The sequence below is a fragment of the Terrabacter sp. FW104-15G4B genome (assembly GCF_058790095.1).
Map to the genome: position 1 here is coordinate 1 of NZ_JBYTCI010000044.1, position 20,369 is coordinate 20,369.

A 20,369-nucleotide genomic window follows, 5' to 3' on the forward strand; every position below is an offset into this window, starting at 1 on the left:
ACCGCCCTCAGGACGACCGGACCCAACCCGCCTGGAACCAGCGGAACCTACTCACCGAAGCCTACCGGACCAACCAGCGTGCTTCGGACCGCTCCGAGATGCTCCCCGATCACTCAGGCCACTCGGAACCCTCCAGACGGCGCTCGACCACGCGGGCCGACGCTCCGGAGCCGTCCGAAAACCCGACCGGATCTACCGGCATGTCTCGAACGCGGTGTCAGCCCCGGGACCGGCCAACTTCGCTGGGTGATCTCTCACCGCCGCGGTGGCGTCCGTTCCTCCCTGTCGGGCTGACGAAGAGAACGTTAACCCGGCCTTCTCGGGAAAGACAAATCGGCCTATGCGGCCCCACAGCAGGCTCAGGAGACGCGGTCGATGACGATCGGCGGCAGGTCCGGGCGGGACCCCTCGGGAGCGATCGTGAAGCCGCCCTCCAGAGCCTGGAGGGCACGCTCGAACCGCTCCGGCTCGTCCGTGTGCAGCGTCATCAGCGGCTCGCCGCCGCGCACCGTGGCACCCGGCTTGTGGTGCAGCTCCACGCCGGCGCCCGCCTGGACGGGGTCCTCCTTGCGGGCGCGCCCGGCCCCGAGGCGCCACGCAGCCACGCCCACGGCGAGGGCGTCCAGCTGCACGAGCACCCCGTCCGCGGGCGCGAGGACGTGGTGGGTCTCCTTCGCGGTCGGCAGCTCGGCATCGGGGTCTCCGCCCTGGGCACGGATCATCCGTCGCCACACATCCATCGCCCGGCCGTCGGCGAGCACGTCCGCTGGGTCGATGTCGGAGCGGCCGGCCCCGGCGACCATCTCGCGAGCGAGCGCGAGAGTCAGCTCGACGACGTCGCCGGGTCCGCCCCCGGCGAGGACCTCCACCGACTCGCGGACCTCGAGGGCGTTGCCTGCGGTGAGCCCGAGGGGCGTCTCCATGTTGGTGAGCAGGGCGACGGTGTGCACACCGGCGTCGGTGCCGAGGCGAACCATCGTCTCGGCGAGCTCGCGGGCCTGGCCGAGCTCCTTCATGAACGCGCCTGACCCCACCTTGACGTCGAGCACCAGGGAGCCGGTCCCCTCCGCGATCTTCTTGCTCATGATCGACGTGGCGATGAGGGGCACGCAGGACACGGTCCCCGTGACGTCACGCAACGCATACAACTTCTTGTCGGCGGGGGCGAGGCCCGAGCCGGCCGCGCAGATGACCGCACCCACGTCCTCGAGCTGGTGCATCATCTGCTCGTTCGACAGGGCGGCCCGCCACCCCGGGATCGACTCCAGCTTGTCGAGCGTGCCGCCGGTGTGGCCGAGCCCGCGCCCGCTCAGCTGGGGCACCGCCACCCCGCAGGCGGCCACGATGGGCGCCAGCGGCAGGGTGATCTTGTCGCCCACTCCCCCGGTCGAGTGCTTGTCGCTCGTCGGGCGCGAGAGGCCCGAGAAGTCGAGACGCTCGCCCGAGCGGATCATCGCGTCGGCCCATCGCGCGATCTCGCGCGCGTTCATCCCGTTGAGGTAGATCGCCATCGCCAGGGCGGACATCTGCTCCTCCGCCACCGCCCCACGGGTGTACGCGTCGATGACCCAGTCGATCTGGGCGTCGGACAGCTCGGCCCGGTCGCGCTTGGCGGAAATGACGTCTACGGCATCGAAGGCTTCGCTCACGGGACCATCATGGCGCAGCGCCGACGAGCCCCTGTGTGGACGCGAGCGGATCAGCCCTCGGCGTGACGCAGGTCGTCCACGTCGAAGGCCTGCGGTAGGACCGACGACATCGGCAGCACGCCCTCGGGGGTCATCAGCAGGCACCCAGGACCGCCGTGCTCCCAGAGCAGCTGCCGGCAGCGGCCGCACGGCATCAGCGCCTGCCCGTCCGCGCCGACGCAGAAGACGGCCGTCAGCCGGCCGCCCCCCGTCGCGTGCAGCTCGGACACCATGCCGCACTCGGCACAGAGGGCCACGCCGTACGCGGCGTTCTCGACGTTGCAGCCGGCCACGACGCGACCGTCGTCGACGAGCCCGGCGACGCCGACCGGGAAGTGCGAGTAGGGAGCGTAGGCGCGGCCCGCCAGCTCGACCGCCCGCAGGCGCAGCGACTCCCAGTCGACCTGCGACTCCTGCTGGGACGACATCAGTGCCCCTCACCCTTGCGGTAGATCTGGCCGTCGGCCGCGGGCATCCGCAACCGCTGCGAGGCGAAGGCGAGCACGAGCAGGGTCGTGACGTAGGGCGTGGTGCCGGACAGCTCGGGCGGGACGATGTCGGTCGTGGCGTACCAGAGGCCCACGAGAAGGCCGACCACGATGGCCACGATGCCCTGCAGCCTGCGGCCTCGTCGGACGATCTGCCACACCCCGATGCCGAGGAGCAGCACCGCGAGCAGGAGCAGGAACGCGTGGACCGTCGTGCCACCGCCGCGCAGCTGCGCGGCGTCGGTGTAGCCGAAGAGGGCGGAGCCCGCCATCAGGCCACCGGGGCGCCAGTTGCCGAAGATCATGGCGGCGAGGCCGATGTAGCCACGGCCGCCGGTCTGGCCGTCGCGGAACACGTTGGCTGCCACGAGGGCGAGGAAGCCGCCACCGAGCCCGGCGAGCCCACCGGAGACCAGGACGGCGGTGAACTTGTAGCGCAGGACGTTGACGCCGAGGGACTCCGCTGCGACGGGTGACTCCCCCACGGAACGCAGCCGCAGGCCGAAGGCCGAGCGCCAGAGGATCCACCACGTCGCGACGAAGAGCAGGACGGCCAGGATGGTGACGATCGAGACGTTCGTGCACAGGGCCCGGAGGATGCCCGCGAGGTCGGAGATGAAGAAGATGTGCTGCTGCTCGAGCGAACCCAGCGCATCGGAGAGGCCCGGGATCGTGACCGTGGGCAGCTGCGGGAGCGGCGGCGACTGCGTCGGTCCGCCCCCGGGCAGCGTGCTGAAGAAACGCACGGAGAGGTACTTCGCGAAGCCGAGCGCGACGATGTTGAGCGCGACGCCGGAGACGATGTGGTCGACCCCGAAGGTCACCGTGGCGATGGCGTGCACGAAGCCACCGACGACGCCGCCGATGATGGCGCCCACCAGGCCCCACCACGGGCCGAGGTGGTAGCCGAGGAAGCCGGCGCCCCACGTACCGAGGATCATCATGCCCTCGAGGCCGATGTTGACCACGCCCGCGCGTTCGGACCACAGACCACCGAGACCCGCGAGGGCGATCGGCACGGCGAGACCGAAGGCCGCGATGAGCAGGCCGGAGGAGTCGATGTCGTTGGCGCCGGTGACGACACGCAGCACCGACACGACGAAGACGCCGGCGAACGCGATGCCCAGCCACTGGACGGCCGACAGCCGCAGCACACGTTTGGGCGGGGTGTCCTCGGGCACGACCTCGGTGCCCACGCTCAGATCGGAGGCGCTCACGCCGGGGCTCCTTCCACGCTCGGGGCATCGGATCTCGTGCCGGCCAGCTCCCTCGCGACGCGCTGCTGCTCGAGCCGCACGTCGGCCCGTCGGATCAGCTCGTAGGCGATGACGACGGCGAAGAGGATGACGCCCTGGATGATGAAGACCACTTCGGAGGCCACGCCGGCGCGGATCTGCAGGGCGTTGGACTGCACGTCGAGGAACGACCACAGCAGCGCGGCCACGGCGATGCCGAGCGGGTGGTTGCGACCGAGCAGGGCGATGCCGATGCCGGCGAAGCCGAGGCCGGCCTGGAACGTCGTGCCGTAGCTGTAGTCCTGGCCGAAGAGGAGCGGCATGCCGATCAGGCCGGCCAGGGCTCCGGAGATGACCAGCGTCGAGACGACCATGCGCGGCACCTTGACCCCGCTCGCGACGGCGGCCGTCTCGGAGCGTCCGGTAGCGCGCAGGTCGAAGCCGAAACGGGTCTTGCCGATGACGAACCAGTACGCGAGGCCGACGACGACGGCGAGCAGGATCAGGGTGTAGGCCTTGTTCGACGCCCCGGGGATCAGGGCCAGACCCTGGAGCTGTGACGACTCGGGGATCGGCTTGGTCGAGATGGTGTTGCTGCCCCGCTGCTTGACGGCCACCTTGAGCAGCAGCCACTGCACGACACCGGTCGCGATGGCGTTCAGCATGATGGTGCTGATCACCTCGGAGACGCCGCGGCGCACCTTCAGGTAGGCCGCGATGGCGGCCCAGAAGCCGCCCGCGACCATCGCCACCACGAGGGTGAGGATCACGTTGACCGGCCCTGGGAACCATGCCTGTCCGGCGAAGAGCGCCCCGGCGAAGACCGCGACGCGGTACTGCCCATCGACGCCGATGTTGAAGAGGTTCATCCGGAAGCCGACGGCCACGGCGATCGCCGAGAGGTAGTAGACGGTGGCGCCGTTGACGATCTGGACGAGCTGGCGCGGCTTGGGCCACGACAGGATCGTCTGCCACACCTCGACCACCGGGTCGCCGAGCGCGAGCAGGATCGCCGAGGTGACCAGGAAGGCAACGAGCAGGGCGAGCACAGGTGCCGCGAGGCCCAGGAGGGCCTTGCGCGGGCTGAACGTCTTCATCGGCCCTCCTGGTCGTGGACGCCGCCGGTCCCGGTGCCGGTGTCGGCACCGGTCATCGCGGCCCCGAGGTCCTCGGCAGTCACGGTGTCGGGGTCGAAGGTGCCGGTGAGGCGTCCGCGCAGGATGACCTCGATCGTGTCGGACAGGCCGATCAGCTCCTCGAGGTCTGCCGAGATCAGCAGGACGGCCAGGCCGTCACGCCGCGCCTGCCGGATGATGTCCCAGATGCTCGACTGCGCGCCGACGTCGACGCCGCGCGTCGGGTGGGCGGCCACGAGGACCTTGGGCTGGTGGCTCATCTCGCGACCGACGATGAGCTTCTGCTGGTTGCCACCCGAGAGTGAACCGGCCGTGACGTTGATGCCCGGGGTGCGCACGTCGTACTCGCGCACGATGCGCTCGGTGTCGGCCTTGGCGCCGGCTGCGTCGATGACGAAGCCCTTGGCGTTGGGCGACTCGGTCTGGTGGCCGAGGATGCGGTTCTCCCACAGCGGCGCGTCCAGGAGCAGGGCGTGCCGGTGGCGGTCCTCGGGGATGTAGGCGACACCCGCCTGGCGGATCTCGCGGGTGCCCCAGTCGGAGATGTCGGTGTCGCCGAGGAAGACCAGACCCGAGGTCGGCTCGCGCATGCCCATGATGACCTCGACGAGCTCGGCCTGGCCGTTGCCCTCGACGCCGGCGATGCCGAGCACCTCGCCGGCATGGATGGTCAGCGAGATGCCGTCGAGCACATTGCGGGTGTCGGCGCCGCCGGAGAGCACGAGGTCCTCGGTGCGGAGCACGACGCGGTCGGTGACGGTCGACTCCTCGGTCTGTGGGGTCGGCAGCTCGGCGCCGACCATGAGCTCAGCCAGCTGACGGGCGTTGACGTCCTTGGGGCTGACCGTGTCGACGGTCGTGCCGCGCCGGATGACGGTGATGGAGTCGGCCACCGAGAGGACCTCGTCGAGCTTGTGCGAGATGAACAGGACCGTGAGCCCCTCGGACTTCAGCTCGCGCAGGTTGTCGAAGAGCTCCTCGACCTCCTGAGGCACCAGGACCGCGGTCGGCTCGTCGAGGATGATGATGCGGGCGCCGCGGTAGAGCACCTTCAGGATCTCGATGCGCTGGCGGGCGCCGACGCCGAGATCGGCGACGAGGGCGTCCGGCTCGACGTCGAGGCCGTACTCCTCGGAGATGCGGCGGATCTCGCGCCGGGCCTCGTCGCCGATGCCGTGCAGCTTCTCGGCGCCGAGCACGACGTTCTCGAGCACCGTGAAGTTGTCGGCCAGCTGGAAGTGCTGGAACACCATGCCGATGCCCTCGGCGATGGCGTCGGCGGGCGAGTGGAGGTCGACCAGGCGGCCGTCGACGCGGATCGAGCCCTCGTCGGGACGCTGGACCCCGTAGAGGATCTTCATCAGCGTCGACTTGCCGGCGCCGTTCTCCCCCACGATCGCGTGGACGGTGCCGCGCTGCGCCGTGAAGCCGATGTCCTTGTTGGCGACGACTCCGGGGAAGCGCTTGGTGATGCCCTCGAGCTCGACGGCAGCCTCGGCGTTCGACGTCCGAGCGGGTCGCTCAGGTGCTGCTGCGGTGATGGCGACAACTCCTCGTCCGGGCCCGGAGAGGAGTCCGGGCGAGTGGTTCTCATGGGGTCTGGCCGGGTCGGTGCCGGTCTCCCGACCGACCACCGGGGCCGGGGACGGACACGGCCCGCGACGACGCTACCGCGCCGCCCGGGCCGTGTCGCCCCGCTCGGGGATCAATCAGCAGATCGCGAGGATCACGGGCTGGTCGGGACCTTGATCTGGCCCGAGATGATCTTCTGCTTGTAGTCGTCGAGCTTCGACTTGATGTCCTCGACCTTGCCACCGGTGGTGGCGTAGTCGACGCCGTTGGCCTTGAGGTCGTAGATCTTGTTGCCGGTGATGTCCTGGCCCTCGGAGCCCGACTTCAGGAAGTCGTAGACCGCGACGTCGACCTTCTTGATCATCGAGGTGAGGATGACGTCGCGCACGTCCGGCGTAGCCGTCAGGGCCTGGTCGGAGTCGACACCGATGGCCAGCTTGCCGGCCGCCTTGGCGGCCGTGAAGACGCCGGAGCCGGAGCCACCCGCAGCGTGGTAGACGACGTCGGCGCCGCCCTGGTACAGGCCCTCGGCGGCCGTCTTGCCCTTGGCCGGGTCGTTGAAGCCCGAGAAGTCCGGCGGCTGCGAGAGGTACTGGCTCTTGACGGTGACCTTGGGGTTGGCCGCCTTGGCGCCGGCGATGTAGCCCGCCTCGAACTTCTTGATGAGGTCGGTGGCGACGCCACCGACGAAGCCGACGGTGTTGGTCTTGGACTTCAGGGCCGCGGCAGCGCCGACGAGGAAGGAGCCCTGCTCCTCGGCGAAGGTCAGCTGGGCGACGTTGGCGCCGGCCGAGTCGGGCGACGCGTCGTCGATGATCGCGAACTTCACGTCGGGGTTGTCCTTGGCCACCTTGCCGATGGCCTTGGCGTAGGCGAAGCCGACACCGATGACGTGCGTCGCGCCTGCGTCGACGAACTGCTGGAGACGCTCCTCGGTCGCGGACTCGCTCTCGCCGTTGACCTGGGTCGCTTCCTTGTACGTGATCCCGAGGTCGGCCTTCGCCTTGTCGAGGCCCGTGGCAGCGGAGGCGTTGAAGGACTGGTCACCACGACCACCGACGCCGTACGCGATGCCGACGACGATCTTCTTGCCGGCGGCCGGCGCGCCAGTGCTGCCGGTGCTGCCAGCCGAAGGGTTGCTGCCCGCGGGCGTGTTGTTGTCGCTGCTGCTGCCGCAGGCCGTGAGGCCGAGCGCGGCGGCGGCGACAACGGCCGCGACCTTGGTTGCGTGACGCAAGAGGTGCTCCTTAGATGCGCGGGGCCGACGACGACATCGGCCCAGATAGCACGGAACTGTAGACCCCGCCACGACAGGATCTGAACGGCTCCACGCAAGACACGGGAAGTGTTACCGATCCGCGACCGCGGTCAGCGGAGATACGCCGCCGATGGTCCTCGTTCCGCTCAGCTGGGCCGCCGCCGAGAAGACGACACCGGCCAGGGTGCGCGCCCCCACGACGATGGCGGCCTCGTCGACGACCAGGTCGCCGCGGTGCAGGTCGTAGGTGGTGCCACCGGGCGTGCGGGTGCCGAGTCTGGCCATGGCTCCGGGAATGTGGGTGAGGTACCACGCGAAGTCCTCCCCGCCGAGCGACTGCGGGGTGGGGGCGACGAACGCACCGGTCCCCGTCGCCGCCGCCGTGAGCGCGTCGATGCTGCCGGCGTCGTTGACGACCGGGGGCACGCCCTTGACGATCTGCACGTCCGCCTGGACGGCATACGGCTTGACCACCTCGTGCACGACGGCCTCGAGGAGGCGCTCGACCCCCTCCCAGATGCCGGCGTCGAGCATGCGCAGGGTGCCGCCGACCTTGCCGGACGACGGGATGACGTTGGTCGCGCCGCCGGAGTGGATCGAGCCCCAGACGAGGGCGGCGCCCGCGCGCGGGTCGAGGCGTCGGGAGAGCACGGCCGGAACGTCGGTGACGACCTTGGCGAGGGCATACGTCAGGTCCTGGGTCAGGTGCGGACGCGAGGTGTGCCCGCCGCGACCGGACAGCGTCACCTCGACCTGGTCGGCGGCGGCCGTGAGGGCACCGACGCGCAGGCCGACCTGGCCGGCGTCGAGGGCGGGGTCGCAGTGCAGCGCGAAGATGCGGTCCACGCCGACGAGCCCGCCCTGCGCCACGACGTCCTCGGCGCCCCCGGGCATCAGCTCCTCGGCGGGCTGGAAGACGAGGCGCGCACCGACCCCGGCGGCGACGAGACGCTCCTCGCAGGCCTTGAGCGCGAGCGCCGCGCCGACCAGTGCGGTCGTGTGGACATCGTGCCCGCACGAGTGGCTGACCCCGTCGGTCCGCGACGCGAACTCCAGACCGGTCTGCTCACGGATCGGGAGCGCGTCGATGTCGGCGCGCAGCGCGATGCGGTGCCTCGGGTCGGCCGCTCCGAGGTCGGCGAGCAGGCCCGTGCCACGCAGGCGGCGCACGGTGATGCCCGCGCCCTCGAGGTGCTCGGCGACGAGGGCCGTCGTGCGCACCTCACCCCGCCCGAGCTCCGGGTGGGCGTGCAGGTCGCGGCGCATCGTGACGAGTTCCGACGCGCGCTCCTCGACGGTTCGGGCGATGGCCTCGAAGGGCAGCGAAGGGGAACGGTCGGTCACGAGAACGGGAGTCTAGCGAGAGGATGGGCGCGGCCCCCGCACGCCGGGGACGACGCGAGGGAGGGATGGACGCGTGGAGCACGACGGGCGGTCGGCTGCGAGCCTCGACCAGGCAGCGCTCCGACACGTCGTCGACCTCGTGGACAGGGCCCTGCCGTTCACGACCATGACGACGGACGTGTCCCCCGCCACGGTCCGTCTCGCCGACGTGCTCACCCACGTGCGGTCCGGGACCGACCCGCTCGAGCCGTGGCGGGCCGCCTTGCGCACGCAGATGGAGCAGCGCGCCGGCGCGCCCGTCCCGCCCCACGTCCCGGCCGCGTTCGTCCTCCAGTGGTGGTGCGAGGTGGCCGCCACCCCGACTGCGTATGCCGCCTCGTTGGGTCCGTGGGTCCTCGACCCCTCGCCGGGCGGGCTGGGTTTCGAGCTCGCGCCCGGCCTGCAGCCGGCTCGTGTCGTGGTCGACCCGGCACTGGCCTCGTTGGAGGTCGAGGGAGTGCTCGAGCGGCGTCTGGAACGCGCGCGGACGGCATACCTCCTCCTCGTCTCGGAGGTCGTGGCGGCATACGCCCCCGACGTGCGCATGGGGTCGCGGCAGCGCTGGGGTGTCGTCGACGACGTGTGGGTGACTGCGCTGCGGCTCGCGCGCGGCGCCGCCGGCCAGGACGTCGGGCCGCAGCCGCGACGTGTGTCGTGCTGCTTCATCTACGCCCTGCCCGGGATGCGGGAGTGCGCGGCGTGTCCCCGCAGCGGGCCGTCACCCCAACGGCCCTGAGCGCCGAGCCGGTCCGAGCGCCGTGGGCCTGAGTGGCGTCAGAAGCTCTCGCGGGGCTGGTAGACACCCCAGACCTCACGGAGCGCGTGCGCCACCTCGCCGCCGGTGGCTCGCGCCGCGAGCGCCTCCTTCATCGGGTAGAGCACGTTGTCGGTGCCCCGCGCCGCGTCCTGCAGGCGCCCGAGCGCCGCCTTCACCGCGTCGTTGTCGCGGTCTGCGCGCAAGGCCTCGAGGCGCGCCCGCTGGTCGGCCTCGATCGTCGGGTCGACGCGCAGCGGGTCGTAGTGCTCCTCCTGGTCGAGCACGAAGCGGTTGACTCCGACGACGGTGCGCTCGCCGTTGTCGATCTCGAGCTGCACGCGGTAGGCGGACCGCTCGATCTCGGACTTCTGGAAGCCCTGCTCGATCGCCGCGACCGCGCCACCCTTGTCCTCGACGGCTTGGATCAGCGCCAGCGCGGCCGACTCGATCTCGTCGGTCATCGACTCGATGACGTACGAACCGGCAAACGGGTCAACGGTTTTCGTCACATCGGTCTCGAAGGCGATGACCTGCTGGGTGCGCAGGGCCAGACGCGCCGCCTTCTCGGTCGGCAGCGCGATCGCCTCGTCGAAGGAGTTCGTGTGCAGCGACTGCGTGCCGCCGAGGACGGCGCCGAGGCCCTGGAGGGCGACGCGGACGAGGTTGACCTCGGGCTGCTGGGCGGTGAGCTGCACTCCGGCGGTCTGGGTGTGGAAGCGCAGCATCATCGACTTCGGGTTCTGGGCGCCGAAGTCCTCCTTCATGATTCGCGCCCAGATGCGTCGGGCGGCGCGGAACTTCGCCACCTCCTCCAGCAGTGTCGTGCGCGCGACGAAGAAGAAGGACAGACGCGGCGCGAAGTCGTCGACGTGCAGGCCCGCGGCCTGCGCTGCGCGCACGTACTCGATCGCATTGGCGAGGGTGAACGCGATCTCCTGCACGGGCGTGGCCCCGGCCTCGGCCATGTGGTAGCCGGAGATGGAGATGGTGTTCCAGCGCGGCATCTCCTTGTGGCAGTAGGCGAAGATGTCGGCGATGAGGCGCAGCGACTCACGCGGCGGGTAGATGTAGGTGCCCCGCGCGATGTACTCCTTGAGCACGTCGTTCTGGATCGTCCCGGTCAGCTGGTCGCCGCCGACGCCCTGCTCCTCCGCGACGAGCTGGTAGAGCAGCAGCAGCGTGGCGCCCGGCGCGTTGATCGTCATCGACGTGCTGATCCTGTCGAGCGGCAGCCCCTCGAAGAGGGTGCGCATGTCGTCGAGGCTGTCGACGGCGACGCCGACCTTGCCCACCTCGCCGTGCGCGATCGGCTCGTCGGAGTCGTAGCCCATCTGGGTCGGCAGGTCGAAGGCGACCGACAGGCCGCCGGTGCCGGCCTGGACGAGCTGGTGGTAGCGCTGGTTGCTCTCCTTGGCCGTGCCGAAGCCGGCGTACTGCCGCATCGTCCACGGCCGCCCGGTGTACATCGAGGGGTAGACGCCGCGGGTGAAGGGGTAGCTGCCGGGCGCGCCGAGCTTGGCCTCGGCGTCGAAGCCGGTGAGGGCCGACGCGTCGTAGACGGGCTCGATGGGCAGGTCGGACTCGGAGCGCGCACCACTGCTGTCAGCCATGCTGCCGAGCGTATCCGCGTGCGGGTCGGCCGCCGGTGCCCGCCCGTCGAACGTTGCCGATCTCACGTCACCCATGGCGTATGCCGTCACGCCGGGTCACGACGAGACGTGACTTCTCCACTCGGCGGAGGCCGCAGATCGTGGCCTTTCGACGGTTGGGAACGCCCGGTTTGTGGCCCTTCGACGGTTGCGGGTCAGGGTTCCGGGGGCCAGGTGCGGGTGATCTCGGCCTTGCGCTCGGCCCACTCCCCCTCGAGCGCACCGAGCCGCTCCCCGAGGAACTCGAGGAAGGCGACGGACAGCTGCAGGCGGCGTCCCGCCGGGGTGTCGATGCCGCCGACGGCGGGCACCCCCGCACGCAGGCTCGACTCGATCTGGGCGAGCACCCGGTCACGGGAGAGCATGGCGCCGTGCCACGCGTCGGCCTGGACGACGTACACGTCGCGGCGCGAACCCCGCTCGCGCTCCTTGCCGATCAGGTACGTGTGGGTCAGGTAGCGCACGGCACCGGAGACCGCGGCCGGGCTCACCTCGAGAGCCTCGGTCAGCTCCGCGGCAGTCATCCGCCCGTCGTCGTCGGCGAGCAGCCGGGCGAACACGCGCGAGGCGAGCCGCGGCATACCGGCGTCGGTGAGGGTGTCACCGAACCGCTCGACGTAGGCGGAGACCGCCCTGTCGTCGCGCGTCTCGGCGGCGACCGGTCGTTGCGCTGCCGTCATCGGCGCTCCTCACGTGGCGTGGTGCGCCCGGGCGGCTCCCGAGCACACGTCATTGTATTCAGTAAATCGTGAATGTTGTGTACCGTCGATGCATGACCTCCGCGATCCAGGTCGAGGACCTGCGCAAGAGCTTCGGGCACACCGTGGCCCTCGACGGGCTCGACCTCGAGGTGGCGACCGGCGAGATCCACGGCTTCCTCGGCCCCAACGGGGCGGGCAAGTCGACGACCCTGCGCATCCTGCTCGGCCTGCTGCGGGCCGACGGCGGCAGCGCCACCCTCCTCGGCGGCGACCCGTGGCGCGACGTCGAGTCGCTGCACCGGCGCCTGGCCTACGTCCCCGGCGACGTCGCGCTCTGGCCCACCCTGACCGGCGGCGAGGTCATCGACGTCCTCGCCCGGCTGCGCGGCGGCGTGGACGAGAACCGCCGGGCCTCGATGATCGAGCGGTTCGACCTCGACCCCACGAAGAAGGGACGTTCCTACTCCAAGGGCAACCGGCAGAAGGTGGCCCTCGTGGCTGCCCTGTCGTCCGACGTCGAGCTGCTGCTGCTCGACGAGCCGACGTCCGGCCTCGACCCGCTCATGGAGGCGGTCTTCCGTGACGTCGTGCGTGAGTTCCGCGCGGCAGGCGGCACGGTCCTGCTCTCGAGCCACGTGCTCTCCGAGGTGGAGCAGCTGTGTGACCGCGTCAGCATCATCCGTGAGGGCCGCAACGTCGAGTCCGGCACGCTGAGCCAGCTGCGCCACCTCTCGCGCACCACGGTCCGCGCGACCGTCGCCGACCCCCTCGATGCCGCCAGGCTCTCTGCCCTGCCCGGCGTCGCCGACGTCGTCGTGTCGGGCGACCACGTGACGTGCACCGTGGGCAGCGACGACCTCGGACGCCTGCTCGAGGTGCTGGGCTCGCACGGCATCACGGCCCTGACGAGCGCTCCCCCGACGCTCGAGGAGCTCTTCATGGACCAGTACCGCTCGGCCCCGGCGGCGCTGTCGTGACCGCTCTCGCCGCAACCGCCGCCCCGTCGCGCGCCTCGGGCGCGGGGCTCACCGGGACGACGTCGCTGCTGCGCCTGGCCGCGCGCCGCGACCGAGTGCTGGTGCCGGTCAGCGCCTTGGGGCTCGCCGCCTTCGTCGCCACCTCGGCCCAGGCCACCTTCGCCCTCTTCCCCGACCTCGGCTCGGCGCAGGCGTCGATGGCCTCGACGCTGGCCAACCCGGCGCTCGTCGCCATGTACGGGCGCATCTCCAGCCTCGGCATCGACTCCATCGCGACCTTCAAGTCGGTGCTGCTGGGAGGCGTCTTCCTCGCGCTGCTGGCCTACGTCGTCGTGCGGCGCCACACCCGCACCGAGGAGGAGGCCGGGCGCCTCGAGCTGCTCGGGGCGGGCGTCGTCGGTCGCCGTGCCGCGCTGACGGCCGCCGTCCTGCTGGGCACCGGCGCCGTCCTGCTCACCGTCGTCCTCACGGTCGCGTGGTCCGTCGCCGTCGGCCTCGACGCCACCGGCTCCCTCGCCCTCGGCGCCTCCTGGCTCGTCGTCGGGCTGTCGTGGGTCGGCGTCACGGCCGTCGCGGCCCAGCTGACCTCCAGCACCCGAGGCACGGCGGCATGGTCACTCGGTGCCCTCGCAGTCGCGTTCCTCGTGCGCGCCGTGGGCGACACCGCATCCGGGGACAGCCCGCTTCAGCTCCTCTCCTGGCTGTCCCCGCTCGGGTGGGGCGTCAAGGTGTCGCCGTACGGCGAGAACCGCTTCTGGGTGGTCGTGCTCGGCCTGGCGCTCTACGCCGTTCTCGTGGCCGTCGCGTTCTCGCTGCTCGAGCGTCGCGACCTCGGGGCCGGTGTGCTGCCGAGCCGCGCCGGCCACGCCCGTAGCGGCCTCGGCACGGCCGGAGCCCTCACCCGACGACTCGCTCGCGGCACGCTCATCGGTTGGGTCGTCGCGTATGCCGTGCTCGGCGTCGTCCTGGGGTCGATCGCGGGCAGCGTGGAGTCGTTCATCGACTCCCCGCAGGTCGCCGACATGCTGCGGACGATCGGCGGGGACGCCGGCACCATCACCGACCTCTACTTCGCGACCGAGCTGCACTTCGCCGCCTTCGGCGCCTCGGCGCTGGCGATCGCCCTGGTCACGCGGATGCGTACGGACGAGACGACGACCCGGCTCGAGCCCCTCCTCGCCACGCCGGTCCGGCGGGTGAGCTGGGCGCTCGGCCACGTCGCGCTCGCTGTCGTCGCCTCTGCGGGCGTCATGCTGGTCGGCGCGGTCGTGGCCGGGCTCGTCCACGGAGCCGACGCCGGAGACATCGGGGGGACGGTTCTACGCCTGGCCGGCGCGGCGGCGTCGACCCTCCCGGCCGTGTGGGTCGCCCTCGCGGTGGCGTTGCTGCTCTACGGTGCGGTGCCCCGCTTCACCGGGCTGGCGTGGGCGGCGCTCATCGTCTTCCTCCTGCTCGGTGAGTTCGGGGACCTGCTCGACCTGCCGGGATGGCTCGTCGACCTCTCCCCCTTCACGCACCTGCCCGCCCTGCCGGGTGGCTCGGTCGAGCTGCCGCCCCTGGTCGCACTCGCCGCCGTGGCCGTGGCGGTCGCCGCCGCCGGGCTCGTCGGGCTGCGCCGCAGGGACATCCCTGCCTGAGCGTGGTGCCGGGTCGATGCCACGTCGCAGGACACCCGCGCGGGGGTGCCGTGCGGCAGGCGCGATGTCGGTACGGTGTGGCGCATGACAGGCATCCCCGGCTTGTGGGCCGTGATCCCGGCCGGCGGCTCCGGCACACGACTCTGGCCGATCTCACGCCGTCACTCCCCCAAGTTCCTGCACGACCTGACGGGCTCCGGCCAGTCGTTGTTGCGTGCCACGTGGGACCGCCTCGAGCCGCTGGTGGGCGAGCGCATCCTCGTCGTCACCGGCGCCGCCCACGAGGACGCCGTGCGCCGGCAGCTGCCGATGCTCGGCTACGACGCCGTGCTCGCCGAGCCCTCGCCCCGCGACTCGATGCCCGCCATCGGTCTGGCGGCGGCGGTCCTGGAGCGGCGCGACCCCGAGGCCCTGCTCGGCTCCTTCGCCGCCGACCACGTCATTACCGAGCCCGAGAACTTCCGCCGGGCCGTCGCCGAGGCCGTCGTGCTCGCGCGCCGCGGGGAGCTGGTGACCATCGGCATCGAGCCCACCGGGCCTGCCACGGGCTACGGCTACATCCGGCTCGGTGAGCCACTCGACGTCGTGGGCGCACCGAGCGCGCACCGGGTCGACGAGTTCGTCGAGAAGCCCGACCTCGAGACCGCCGACCGCTATGTCGCAAGCGGTGAGTTCCGCTGGAACGCAGGCATGTTCGTCGCCGGAGCCACCACCCTGCTCGAGCTGCTCGCCGAGAACCACCCGGAGATGGTCGACCAGCTGCGCACGATCGCGGGCGACCCGCGCCGGATGCGCGACCTGTGGCCGACGCTGCAGAAGATCGCGATCGACCACGCCGTCGCCGAGCCGGCAGCTGCCGCAGGACGCGTCGCCGTGGTGCCCGCGTCGCTCGGCTGGGACGACGTCGGCGACTTCGCGTCCCTCACCAGGCTCGTCGCCGTGTCGGCCGAGATACCGGGGATCACCGCCATCGGTCCGGCAGACGACATCATCAGCATCGACTCCACCGCCACGGTCTCGGCGGGCGGCCGGCTGGTCGCGCTCATCGGGGTCGACGACCTCGTCGTCATCGACACGCAGGACGCCCTGCTCATCACCCGTCCCGACCGGGCCCAGGAGGTCCGGCAGGTCGTCGAGACCCTGACCGCCCGCGGACGCACCGACCTGACCTGATCCCTGGCGCCGGGTCAGGCGTCGAGGGCGGGCACCCCGGTCTGCTCGCGGACGAACTGCCAGAACCGCTCGACGTGCTGAGGGGTCTCGATCCCGAACGGCGCGTAGTGCGTCGACCGCCTCCGGCGGTCGTGCCAGAAGCCGCCCGTGCCGATGGCGTCGGCGTCGGCCGCCGTCAGCCACACGGCCGTGTCGGCGCCCGACTCGGCGTCGCGCAGCAGCGGCCCCGTGAGCGCGGCGAAGCGCGGCAGCGAGTCGGTGACGCCCGGGGTGTCGGCCCAGCCCGGATGCATCGAGCTGACCTGGGTGCCGTCCCTTGCGAGGTCGCGCGACCACAGCTGGGTCAGCACGAGCTGCATCCGCTTCGTGCGGGCGTATGCAGTGACGCCGGAGTAGTCGCCCGACGTGTACTCCGGGTCGTCGACCGCGAGACGCTGCCCGTAGGCGCCGCCCGACGTCACGAGCACCACCCGTCCGCCGGCGAGCGACTCGCGCAGTCCGTAGGTGAGCACGTGCGGACCGAGTACGTGCGTGGCGAGCGCCAGCTCGTGCCCCTCCGCCGTGGTGGTGCGCCGCGGCGGCAGGACGCCGGCGTTGTGGACGACCGCGTGCAGACGGGGCACCTCCGACGTCAGCTCACGAGCGAACTCGGCGGTGGCGCCCAGGTCGCTGACGTCGGCGACGTGGGTTGTCACGCGCGCCAGCGGCTGCTCGTCGAGCAGCGACTCCCGCGCGTCGTCGAGCCGTGAGGCGTCGCGGCCGGTGAGGTGCACGACGGCCCCGAGACGGGCGAGTCCTCGGGCCGTGGCGAGACCGAGGCCGCCGCTGGCGCCGGTGACGAGGACCTGACGTCCGACGAGTGCGTCGGGTGCGGGGTCGTGCGGCCACCAGGCGCGACGCAGGGCGGGGCCGATCCTCGAGTAGCCGAGGACCAGCGACTTGTCCATCACCCAGTCCAGGGCTGCGGCAGCCTCGGGGAGCACCATGCGCCCACCCTAGGGCCGGCGAGAAAGCCAAGCCGGGCACACGGCATACGCCCCGCCCGTCGAGGGTTGCTGTTGAGATTGTCACAACGGCCCTCTACCAGCCGGTAGGAATTCGAGTGGGGCAAATCGCGGAGATAAGGTGCGCAGGTGGCCACCAACACTCTCCCAGCGACGGGAACTCCTCGACCTGCGTCGGCACGCCGCACCACGGTCTTCATGAAGCTGCTCATGGCCCTCTCGGGCGCGCTCTTCGTGTTCTACGTGCTGCTGCACATGTACGGCAACCTCAAGATCTTCGGCGGTGTGCAGTCGTTCGACGAGTACGCCCTGCACCTGCGCACCCTGCTCGTTCCGATCCTGCCGTTCGGCGGGTTCCTCTGGATCTTCCGCGCCCTGCTCGTGGTCGCTCTCGTGGCCCACGCGTACGCCGCGTTCTGGCTCTGGAGCCGGGCGAACGGTGCGCGCACCACCCGCTACGTGGCCAAGCAGGCCGCGCGCGCGACGGTCCGCAGCCGGATGATGCGCTGGGGTGGCGTCGCGCTGATCCTCTTCATCGTGTGGCACCTGCTGCAGTTCACGATCCTGAAGTTCAACGTCGGCACCGAAGCCGCGGGCGAGAGCGCCGGCCGGCTCGTGATCTCGAGCTTCCAGGTCTGGTGGAACGTCGTGATCTACCTGCTCGCGCTCGTCGCGCTGGGCATGCACCTGTGGCACGGCGTCTGGAGCGCCTCGCAGACCCTCGGCTGGACCAGCACCGCCAAGGCGCGCCGCACGGCCAAGGCGACCGGCGCCTTCATCGCGCTGGTGACCACCGTGGGCTTCGCCCTCCCGCCGCTCGCCATCCTGTTCGGAATCGTCAAGGGGAACTGATCCATGACCGACACCCAGACAGCCACCACCGTGGCCCCCGAGGCACCGACGTCCCCCGCACCCGGAGCGGCCCCCGGAGTCGTGCACGGCCTCTACACCGAGGGCGAGCCGATCGTCGACGCGAAGGCGCCGAACGGCCCGATCGAGTCGCGCTGGAACAAGCGCAAGTTCGAGGCCGCCCTCGTCAACCCGGCCAACCGGCGCAAGCTCACCGTCATCATCGTCGGCACCGGACTGGCCGGCGGCGCGGCCGCGGCGACGCTCGGCGAGGCGGGCTACAACGTGAAGTCCTTCTGCTACCAGGACTCCCCGCGTCGCGCCCACTCCATCGCCGCCCAGGGCGGCATCAACGCGGCCAAGAACTACAAGGAGGACGGCGACTCGGTCTTCCGGCTCTTCTACGACACCGTCAAGGGCGGCGACTACCGCTCGCGCGAGTCGAACGTCTACCGCCTCGCCGAGGTCAGCGCCAGCATCATCGACCAGTGCGTCGCGCAGGGCGTGCCCTTCGCCCGCGAGTACGGCGGCCTGCTCGACAACCGCTCCTTCGGCGGCGTGCAGGTCTCGCGCACCTTCTACGCCCGCGGCCAGACCGGCCAGCAGCTGCTCATCGGCGCCTACCAGGCCCTCGAGCGCCAGGTCGCGGCCGGAACGGTGCAGGAGTTCACCCGCCACGAGATGCTCGAGCTCGTCGTCGTCGACGGCAAGGCCCGGGGCATCATCGCCCGCGACCTCGTCACGGGCGAGATCGAGACCCATCTCGCCGACGCCGTCGTGCTGGCGAGCGGCGGCTACGGCAACGTCTTCTTCCTCTCGACCAACGCGATGGGCAGCAACGTCACCGCGACGTGGCGTGCACACCGCAAGGGCGCGCACTTCGCCAACCCCTGCTACACGCAGATCCACCCGACGTGCATCCCGGTCGCCGGCGAGCACCAGAGCAAGCTGACCCTGATGTCCGAGTCGCTGCGCAACGACGGCCGCATCTGGGTGCCGAAGAACGCCGCCGACTGCGAGAAGGACCCGCGCGACATCGCCGAGGAGGACCGCGACTACTACCTCGAGCGGATCTACCCCTCCTTCGGCAACCTCGTGCCGCGCGACATCGCCAGCCGCCAGGCCAAGAACGTCTGCGACGAGGGTCGCGGCGTCGGCCCCAAGGTCGGCGACTTCCGTCGCGGCGTCTACCTCGACTTCACCGACGCCCTCAAGCGCATGAGCGCCGAGGCCGTCGCCGAGAAGTACGGCAACCTGCTCGACATGTACCAGCGGATCACGGGCGAGAACCCGTACGAGGTGCCGATGCGCATCTACCCCGCCGTGCACTACACGATGGGCGGCCTCTGGGTCGACTACGACCTCCAGGCGACGATCCCCGGCCTCTTCGTCACCGGCGAGGCCAACTTCTCCGACCACGGTGCCAACCGTCTCGGTGCCAGCGCGCTGATGCAGGGCCTCGCCGACGGCTACTTCGTGCTGCCGAACACCATCCGCGACTACCTCTCCAAGGGCCCGTTCGAGAAGCTCGACGAGTCCCAGGAGGCCGTCGCCGAGGCGCGCGCGTCCGTCGACGCCCGGGTGCAGAAGCTGCTCTCGATCAACGGCGACCGCTCGGTCGACTCCTTCCACAAGGAGCTCGGCAACATCATGTGGGAGTTCTGCGGCATGGAGCGCTCGGAGGAGGGCCTGCTCAAGGCGATCGACCTCATCCGCGGGCTGCGTGACGAGTTCTGGCGCAACGTCAAGGTGCTCGGCAGCGCCGACACGCTCAACCAGAGCCTCGAGAAGGCGGGCCGCGTCGCCGACTTCCTGGAGCTCGGCGAGCTGATGTGCATCGACGCGCTGCACCGCCGCGAGTCCTGCGGCGGGCACTTCCGCTCCGAGTCCCAGACGGAGGACGGCGAGGCGCTGCGTCACGACGACGAGTTCGCCTACGTCGCCGCCTGGGAGTGGGGCGGGCAGGACGGCACGCCGGTCCTGCACAAGGAAGACCTGGTCTACGAGTTCGTCGAGATGAAGCAGCGGAGCTACAAGTGAATCTGACCCTGAAGATCTGGCGACAGGCCGGCCCGAGGACCAAGGGCGAGATGGTCACCTACCCGGTCACGGACATCTCCGAGGACATGTCGTTCCTCGAGATGCTCGACGTGCTCAACGAGCAGCTCAACGCCCGCGGCGAGGAGCCGATCGCGTTCGACTCGGACTGCCGAGAGGGCATCTGCGGCACGTGCGGCCTGATGATCTCGGGCAAGGCGCACGGCCCCGAGGTCACCACGACGTGTCAGCTGCACATGCGCAGCTTCTCCGACGGCGACGAGATCACGGTCGAGCCGTGGCGCGCCGACGCCTTCCCCGTCATCAAGGACCTCGTCGTCGACCGCTCGAGCTTCGACCGGATCATCCAGGCGGGCGGCTTCATCAGCGCCAACACCGGCTCGGCCCCCGAGGCCCACTCGGTGCCGGTGCCGAAGCCGAACGCCGACCGGGCCTTCATGGCGGCGGCCTGCATCAGCTGCGGGGCATGCGTCGCCGCCTGCCCGAACGCGTCGGCCATGCTCTTCACGGGCGCCAAGATCACACACCTCGGCGAGCTGCCCCAGGGCCAGCCGGAGCGCGACGCCCGGGTCATCAGCATGGTGAACCAGCACGACCACGAGGGATTCGGCGGCTGCACCAACGTCGGCGCCTGCTCCGCGGCGTGCCCGAAGGAGATCCCGATGGACGTCATCAGCCAGCTCAACAAGGACCTGCGCGGCGCCCTGATGCGCGGCGAGTGACGGCCGACGCGCCCCCTGCAGGACCGACGACGACCCGCCCCGGCCCCCGGGGCGGCGCTCGCCGACCTCATCGCCCGGCTCT

At 71.0% G+C, this 20,369-nt stretch carries 17 protein-coding genes; 7 read left to right on the forward strand and 10 right to left on the reverse strand.

What is annotated here, in order from left to right; all coding sequences use genetic code 11:
- Window positions 1-359: 359 nt before the first annotated feature.
- From AC3WRT_RS19545 to AC3WRT_RS19575, 7 genes are all read right to left on the reverse strand, one after another.
- Window positions 360-1,649, reverse strand: coding sequence for a thymidine phosphorylase (locus AC3WRT_RS19545; RefSeq protein WP_492724902.1), 1,290 nt, complete (start codon window positions 1,647-1,649; stop codon window positions 360-362).
- Window positions 1,650-1,699: 50 nt separating this feature from the next.
- Window positions 1,700-2,116 (reverse strand): cytidine deaminase, encoded by a 417-nt coding sequence (locus AC3WRT_RS19550; RefSeq protein ID WP_492724904.1) that lies wholly within the window; start codon window positions 2,114-2,116, stop codon window positions 1,700-1,702.
- The gene (locus AC3WRT_RS19555) at window positions 2,116-3,393 is read right to left on the reverse strand and encodes an ABC transporter permease (protein WP_492724906.1); all 1,278 of its coding nucleotides are present in this window, start codon (window positions 3,391-3,393) and stop codon (window positions 2,116-2,118) included. Before AC3WRT_RS19555 ends, AC3WRT_RS19550 begins: the two co-directional genes overlap by 1 nt.
- Window positions 3,390-4,508 carry an ABC transporter permease gene (locus AC3WRT_RS19560; RefSeq protein ID WP_492724908.1) on the reverse strand — a complete coding sequence of 373 codons (1,119 nt, stop codon included), beginning with the start codon at window positions 4,506-4,508 and terminating at the stop codon, window positions 3,390-3,392. The genes AC3WRT_RS19555 and AC3WRT_RS19560 overlap by 4 nt, the downstream gene beginning before the upstream one ends.
- The gene (locus AC3WRT_RS19565) at window positions 4,505-6,019 is read right to left on the reverse strand and encodes an ABC transporter ATP-binding protein (protein ID WP_492724931.1); all 1,515 of its coding nucleotides are present in this window, start codon (window positions 6,017-6,019) and stop codon (window positions 4,505-4,507) included. Before AC3WRT_RS19565 ends, AC3WRT_RS19560 begins: the two co-directional genes overlap by 4 nt.
- 254 nt (window positions 6,020-6,273) lie before the next feature.
- Window positions 6,274-7,356: a BMP family lipoprotein gene (locus AC3WRT_RS19570; protein WP_492724910.1), complete on the reverse strand. Its 1,083-nt coding sequence runs from the start codon at window positions 7,354-7,356 to the stop codon at window positions 6,274-6,276.
- Between the two features lie 111 nt (window positions 7,357-7,467).
- Window positions 7,468-8,643 carry an amidohydrolase gene (locus AC3WRT_RS19575; protein ID WP_492724933.1) on the reverse strand — a complete coding sequence of 392 codons (1,176 nt, stop codon included), beginning with the start codon at window positions 8,641-8,643 and terminating at the stop codon, window positions 7,468-7,470.
- Window positions 8,644-8,794: 151 nt separating this feature from the next.
- Here AC3WRT_RS19575 and AC3WRT_RS19580 point away from each other — a divergent pair, with 151 nt between their 5' ends.
- Window positions 8,795-9,496 carry a (2Fe-2S)-binding protein gene (locus tag AC3WRT_RS19580; RefSeq protein WP_492724912.1) on the forward strand — a complete coding sequence of 234 codons (702 nt, stop codon included), beginning with the start codon at window positions 8,795-8,797 and terminating at the stop codon, window positions 9,494-9,496.
- A gap of 38 nt (window positions 9,497-9,534) precedes the next feature.
- Here the strand turns inward: AC3WRT_RS19580 and AC3WRT_RS19585 are convergent, their stop codons facing one another.
- A complete protein-coding gene (locus tag AC3WRT_RS19585) occupies window positions 9,535-11,127 on the reverse strand; it encodes an acyl-CoA mutase large subunit family protein (protein WP_492724913.1) in 1,593 nt (530 codons plus the stop codon).
- A 194-nt stretch (window positions 11,128-11,321) separates the two neighbouring features.
- The gene (locus AC3WRT_RS19590) at window positions 11,322-11,846 is read right to left on the reverse strand and encodes a GbsR/MarR family transcriptional regulator (RefSeq protein ID WP_492724915.1); all 525 of its coding nucleotides are present in this window, start codon (window positions 11,844-11,846) and stop codon (window positions 11,322-11,324) included.
- 92 nt (window positions 11,847-11,938) lie between these two features.
- On the opposite strand from AC3WRT_RS19590, the gene AC3WRT_RS19595 reads away from it, so the two are divergent.
- From AC3WRT_RS19595 to AC3WRT_RS19605, 3 genes are all read left to right on the forward strand, one after another.
- Window positions 11,939-12,844 carry an ABC transporter ATP-binding protein gene (locus AC3WRT_RS19595; protein WP_492724917.1) on the forward strand — a complete coding sequence of 302 codons (906 nt, stop codon included), beginning with the start codon at window positions 11,939-11,941 and terminating at the stop codon, window positions 12,842-12,844.
- On the forward strand, window positions 12,841-14,481 hold the full coding sequence (locus AC3WRT_RS19600) for an ABC transporter permease (protein ID WP_492724919.1): 1,641 nt from the start codon (window positions 12,841-12,843) through the stop codon (window positions 14,479-14,481). The genes AC3WRT_RS19595 and AC3WRT_RS19600 overlap by 4 nt, the downstream gene beginning before the upstream one ends.
- Window positions 14,482-14,565: 84 nt before the next feature.
- Window positions 14,566-15,654: a mannose-1-phosphate guanylyltransferase gene (locus AC3WRT_RS19605; RefSeq protein WP_492724921.1), complete on the forward strand. Its 1,089-nt coding sequence runs from the start codon at window positions 14,566-14,568 to the stop codon at window positions 15,652-15,654.
- 14 nt (window positions 15,655-15,668) lie between these two features.
- Here AC3WRT_RS19605 and AC3WRT_RS19610 read toward each other — a convergent pair whose 3' ends face one another.
- A complete protein-coding gene (locus AC3WRT_RS19610; RefSeq protein ID WP_492724923.1) occupies window positions 15,669-16,640 on the reverse strand; it encodes an SDR family NAD(P)-dependent oxidoreductase in 972 nt (323 codons plus the stop codon).
- A gap of 216 nt (window positions 16,641-16,856) precedes the next feature.
- On the opposite strand from AC3WRT_RS19610, the gene AC3WRT_RS19615 reads away from it, so the two are divergent.
- The 3 genes from AC3WRT_RS19615 to AC3WRT_RS19625 are packed head-to-tail and all read left to right on the forward strand — an operon-like array spanning window position 16,857 to window position 20,287.
- Entirely contained in the window at window positions 16,857-17,510 is a 654-nt protein-coding gene (locus AC3WRT_RS19615; protein ID WP_492724925.1) for a succinate dehydrogenase cytochrome b subunit, read from the forward strand.
- 3 nt (window positions 17,511-17,513) lie between these two features.
- Complete coding sequence (locus AC3WRT_RS19620) at window positions 17,514-19,547, forward strand: fumarate reductase/succinate dehydrogenase flavoprotein subunit (protein WP_492724927.1); 2,034 nt, start codon at window positions 17,514-17,516, stop codon at window positions 19,545-19,547.
- On the forward strand, window positions 19,544-20,287 hold the full coding sequence (locus AC3WRT_RS19625) for a succinate dehydrogenase/fumarate reductase iron-sulfur subunit (protein WP_492724929.1): 744 nt from the start codon (window positions 19,544-19,546) through the stop codon (window positions 20,285-20,287). The genes AC3WRT_RS19620 and AC3WRT_RS19625 overlap by 4 nt, the downstream gene beginning before the upstream one ends.
- Window positions 20,288-20,369: the final 82 nt, after the last annotated feature.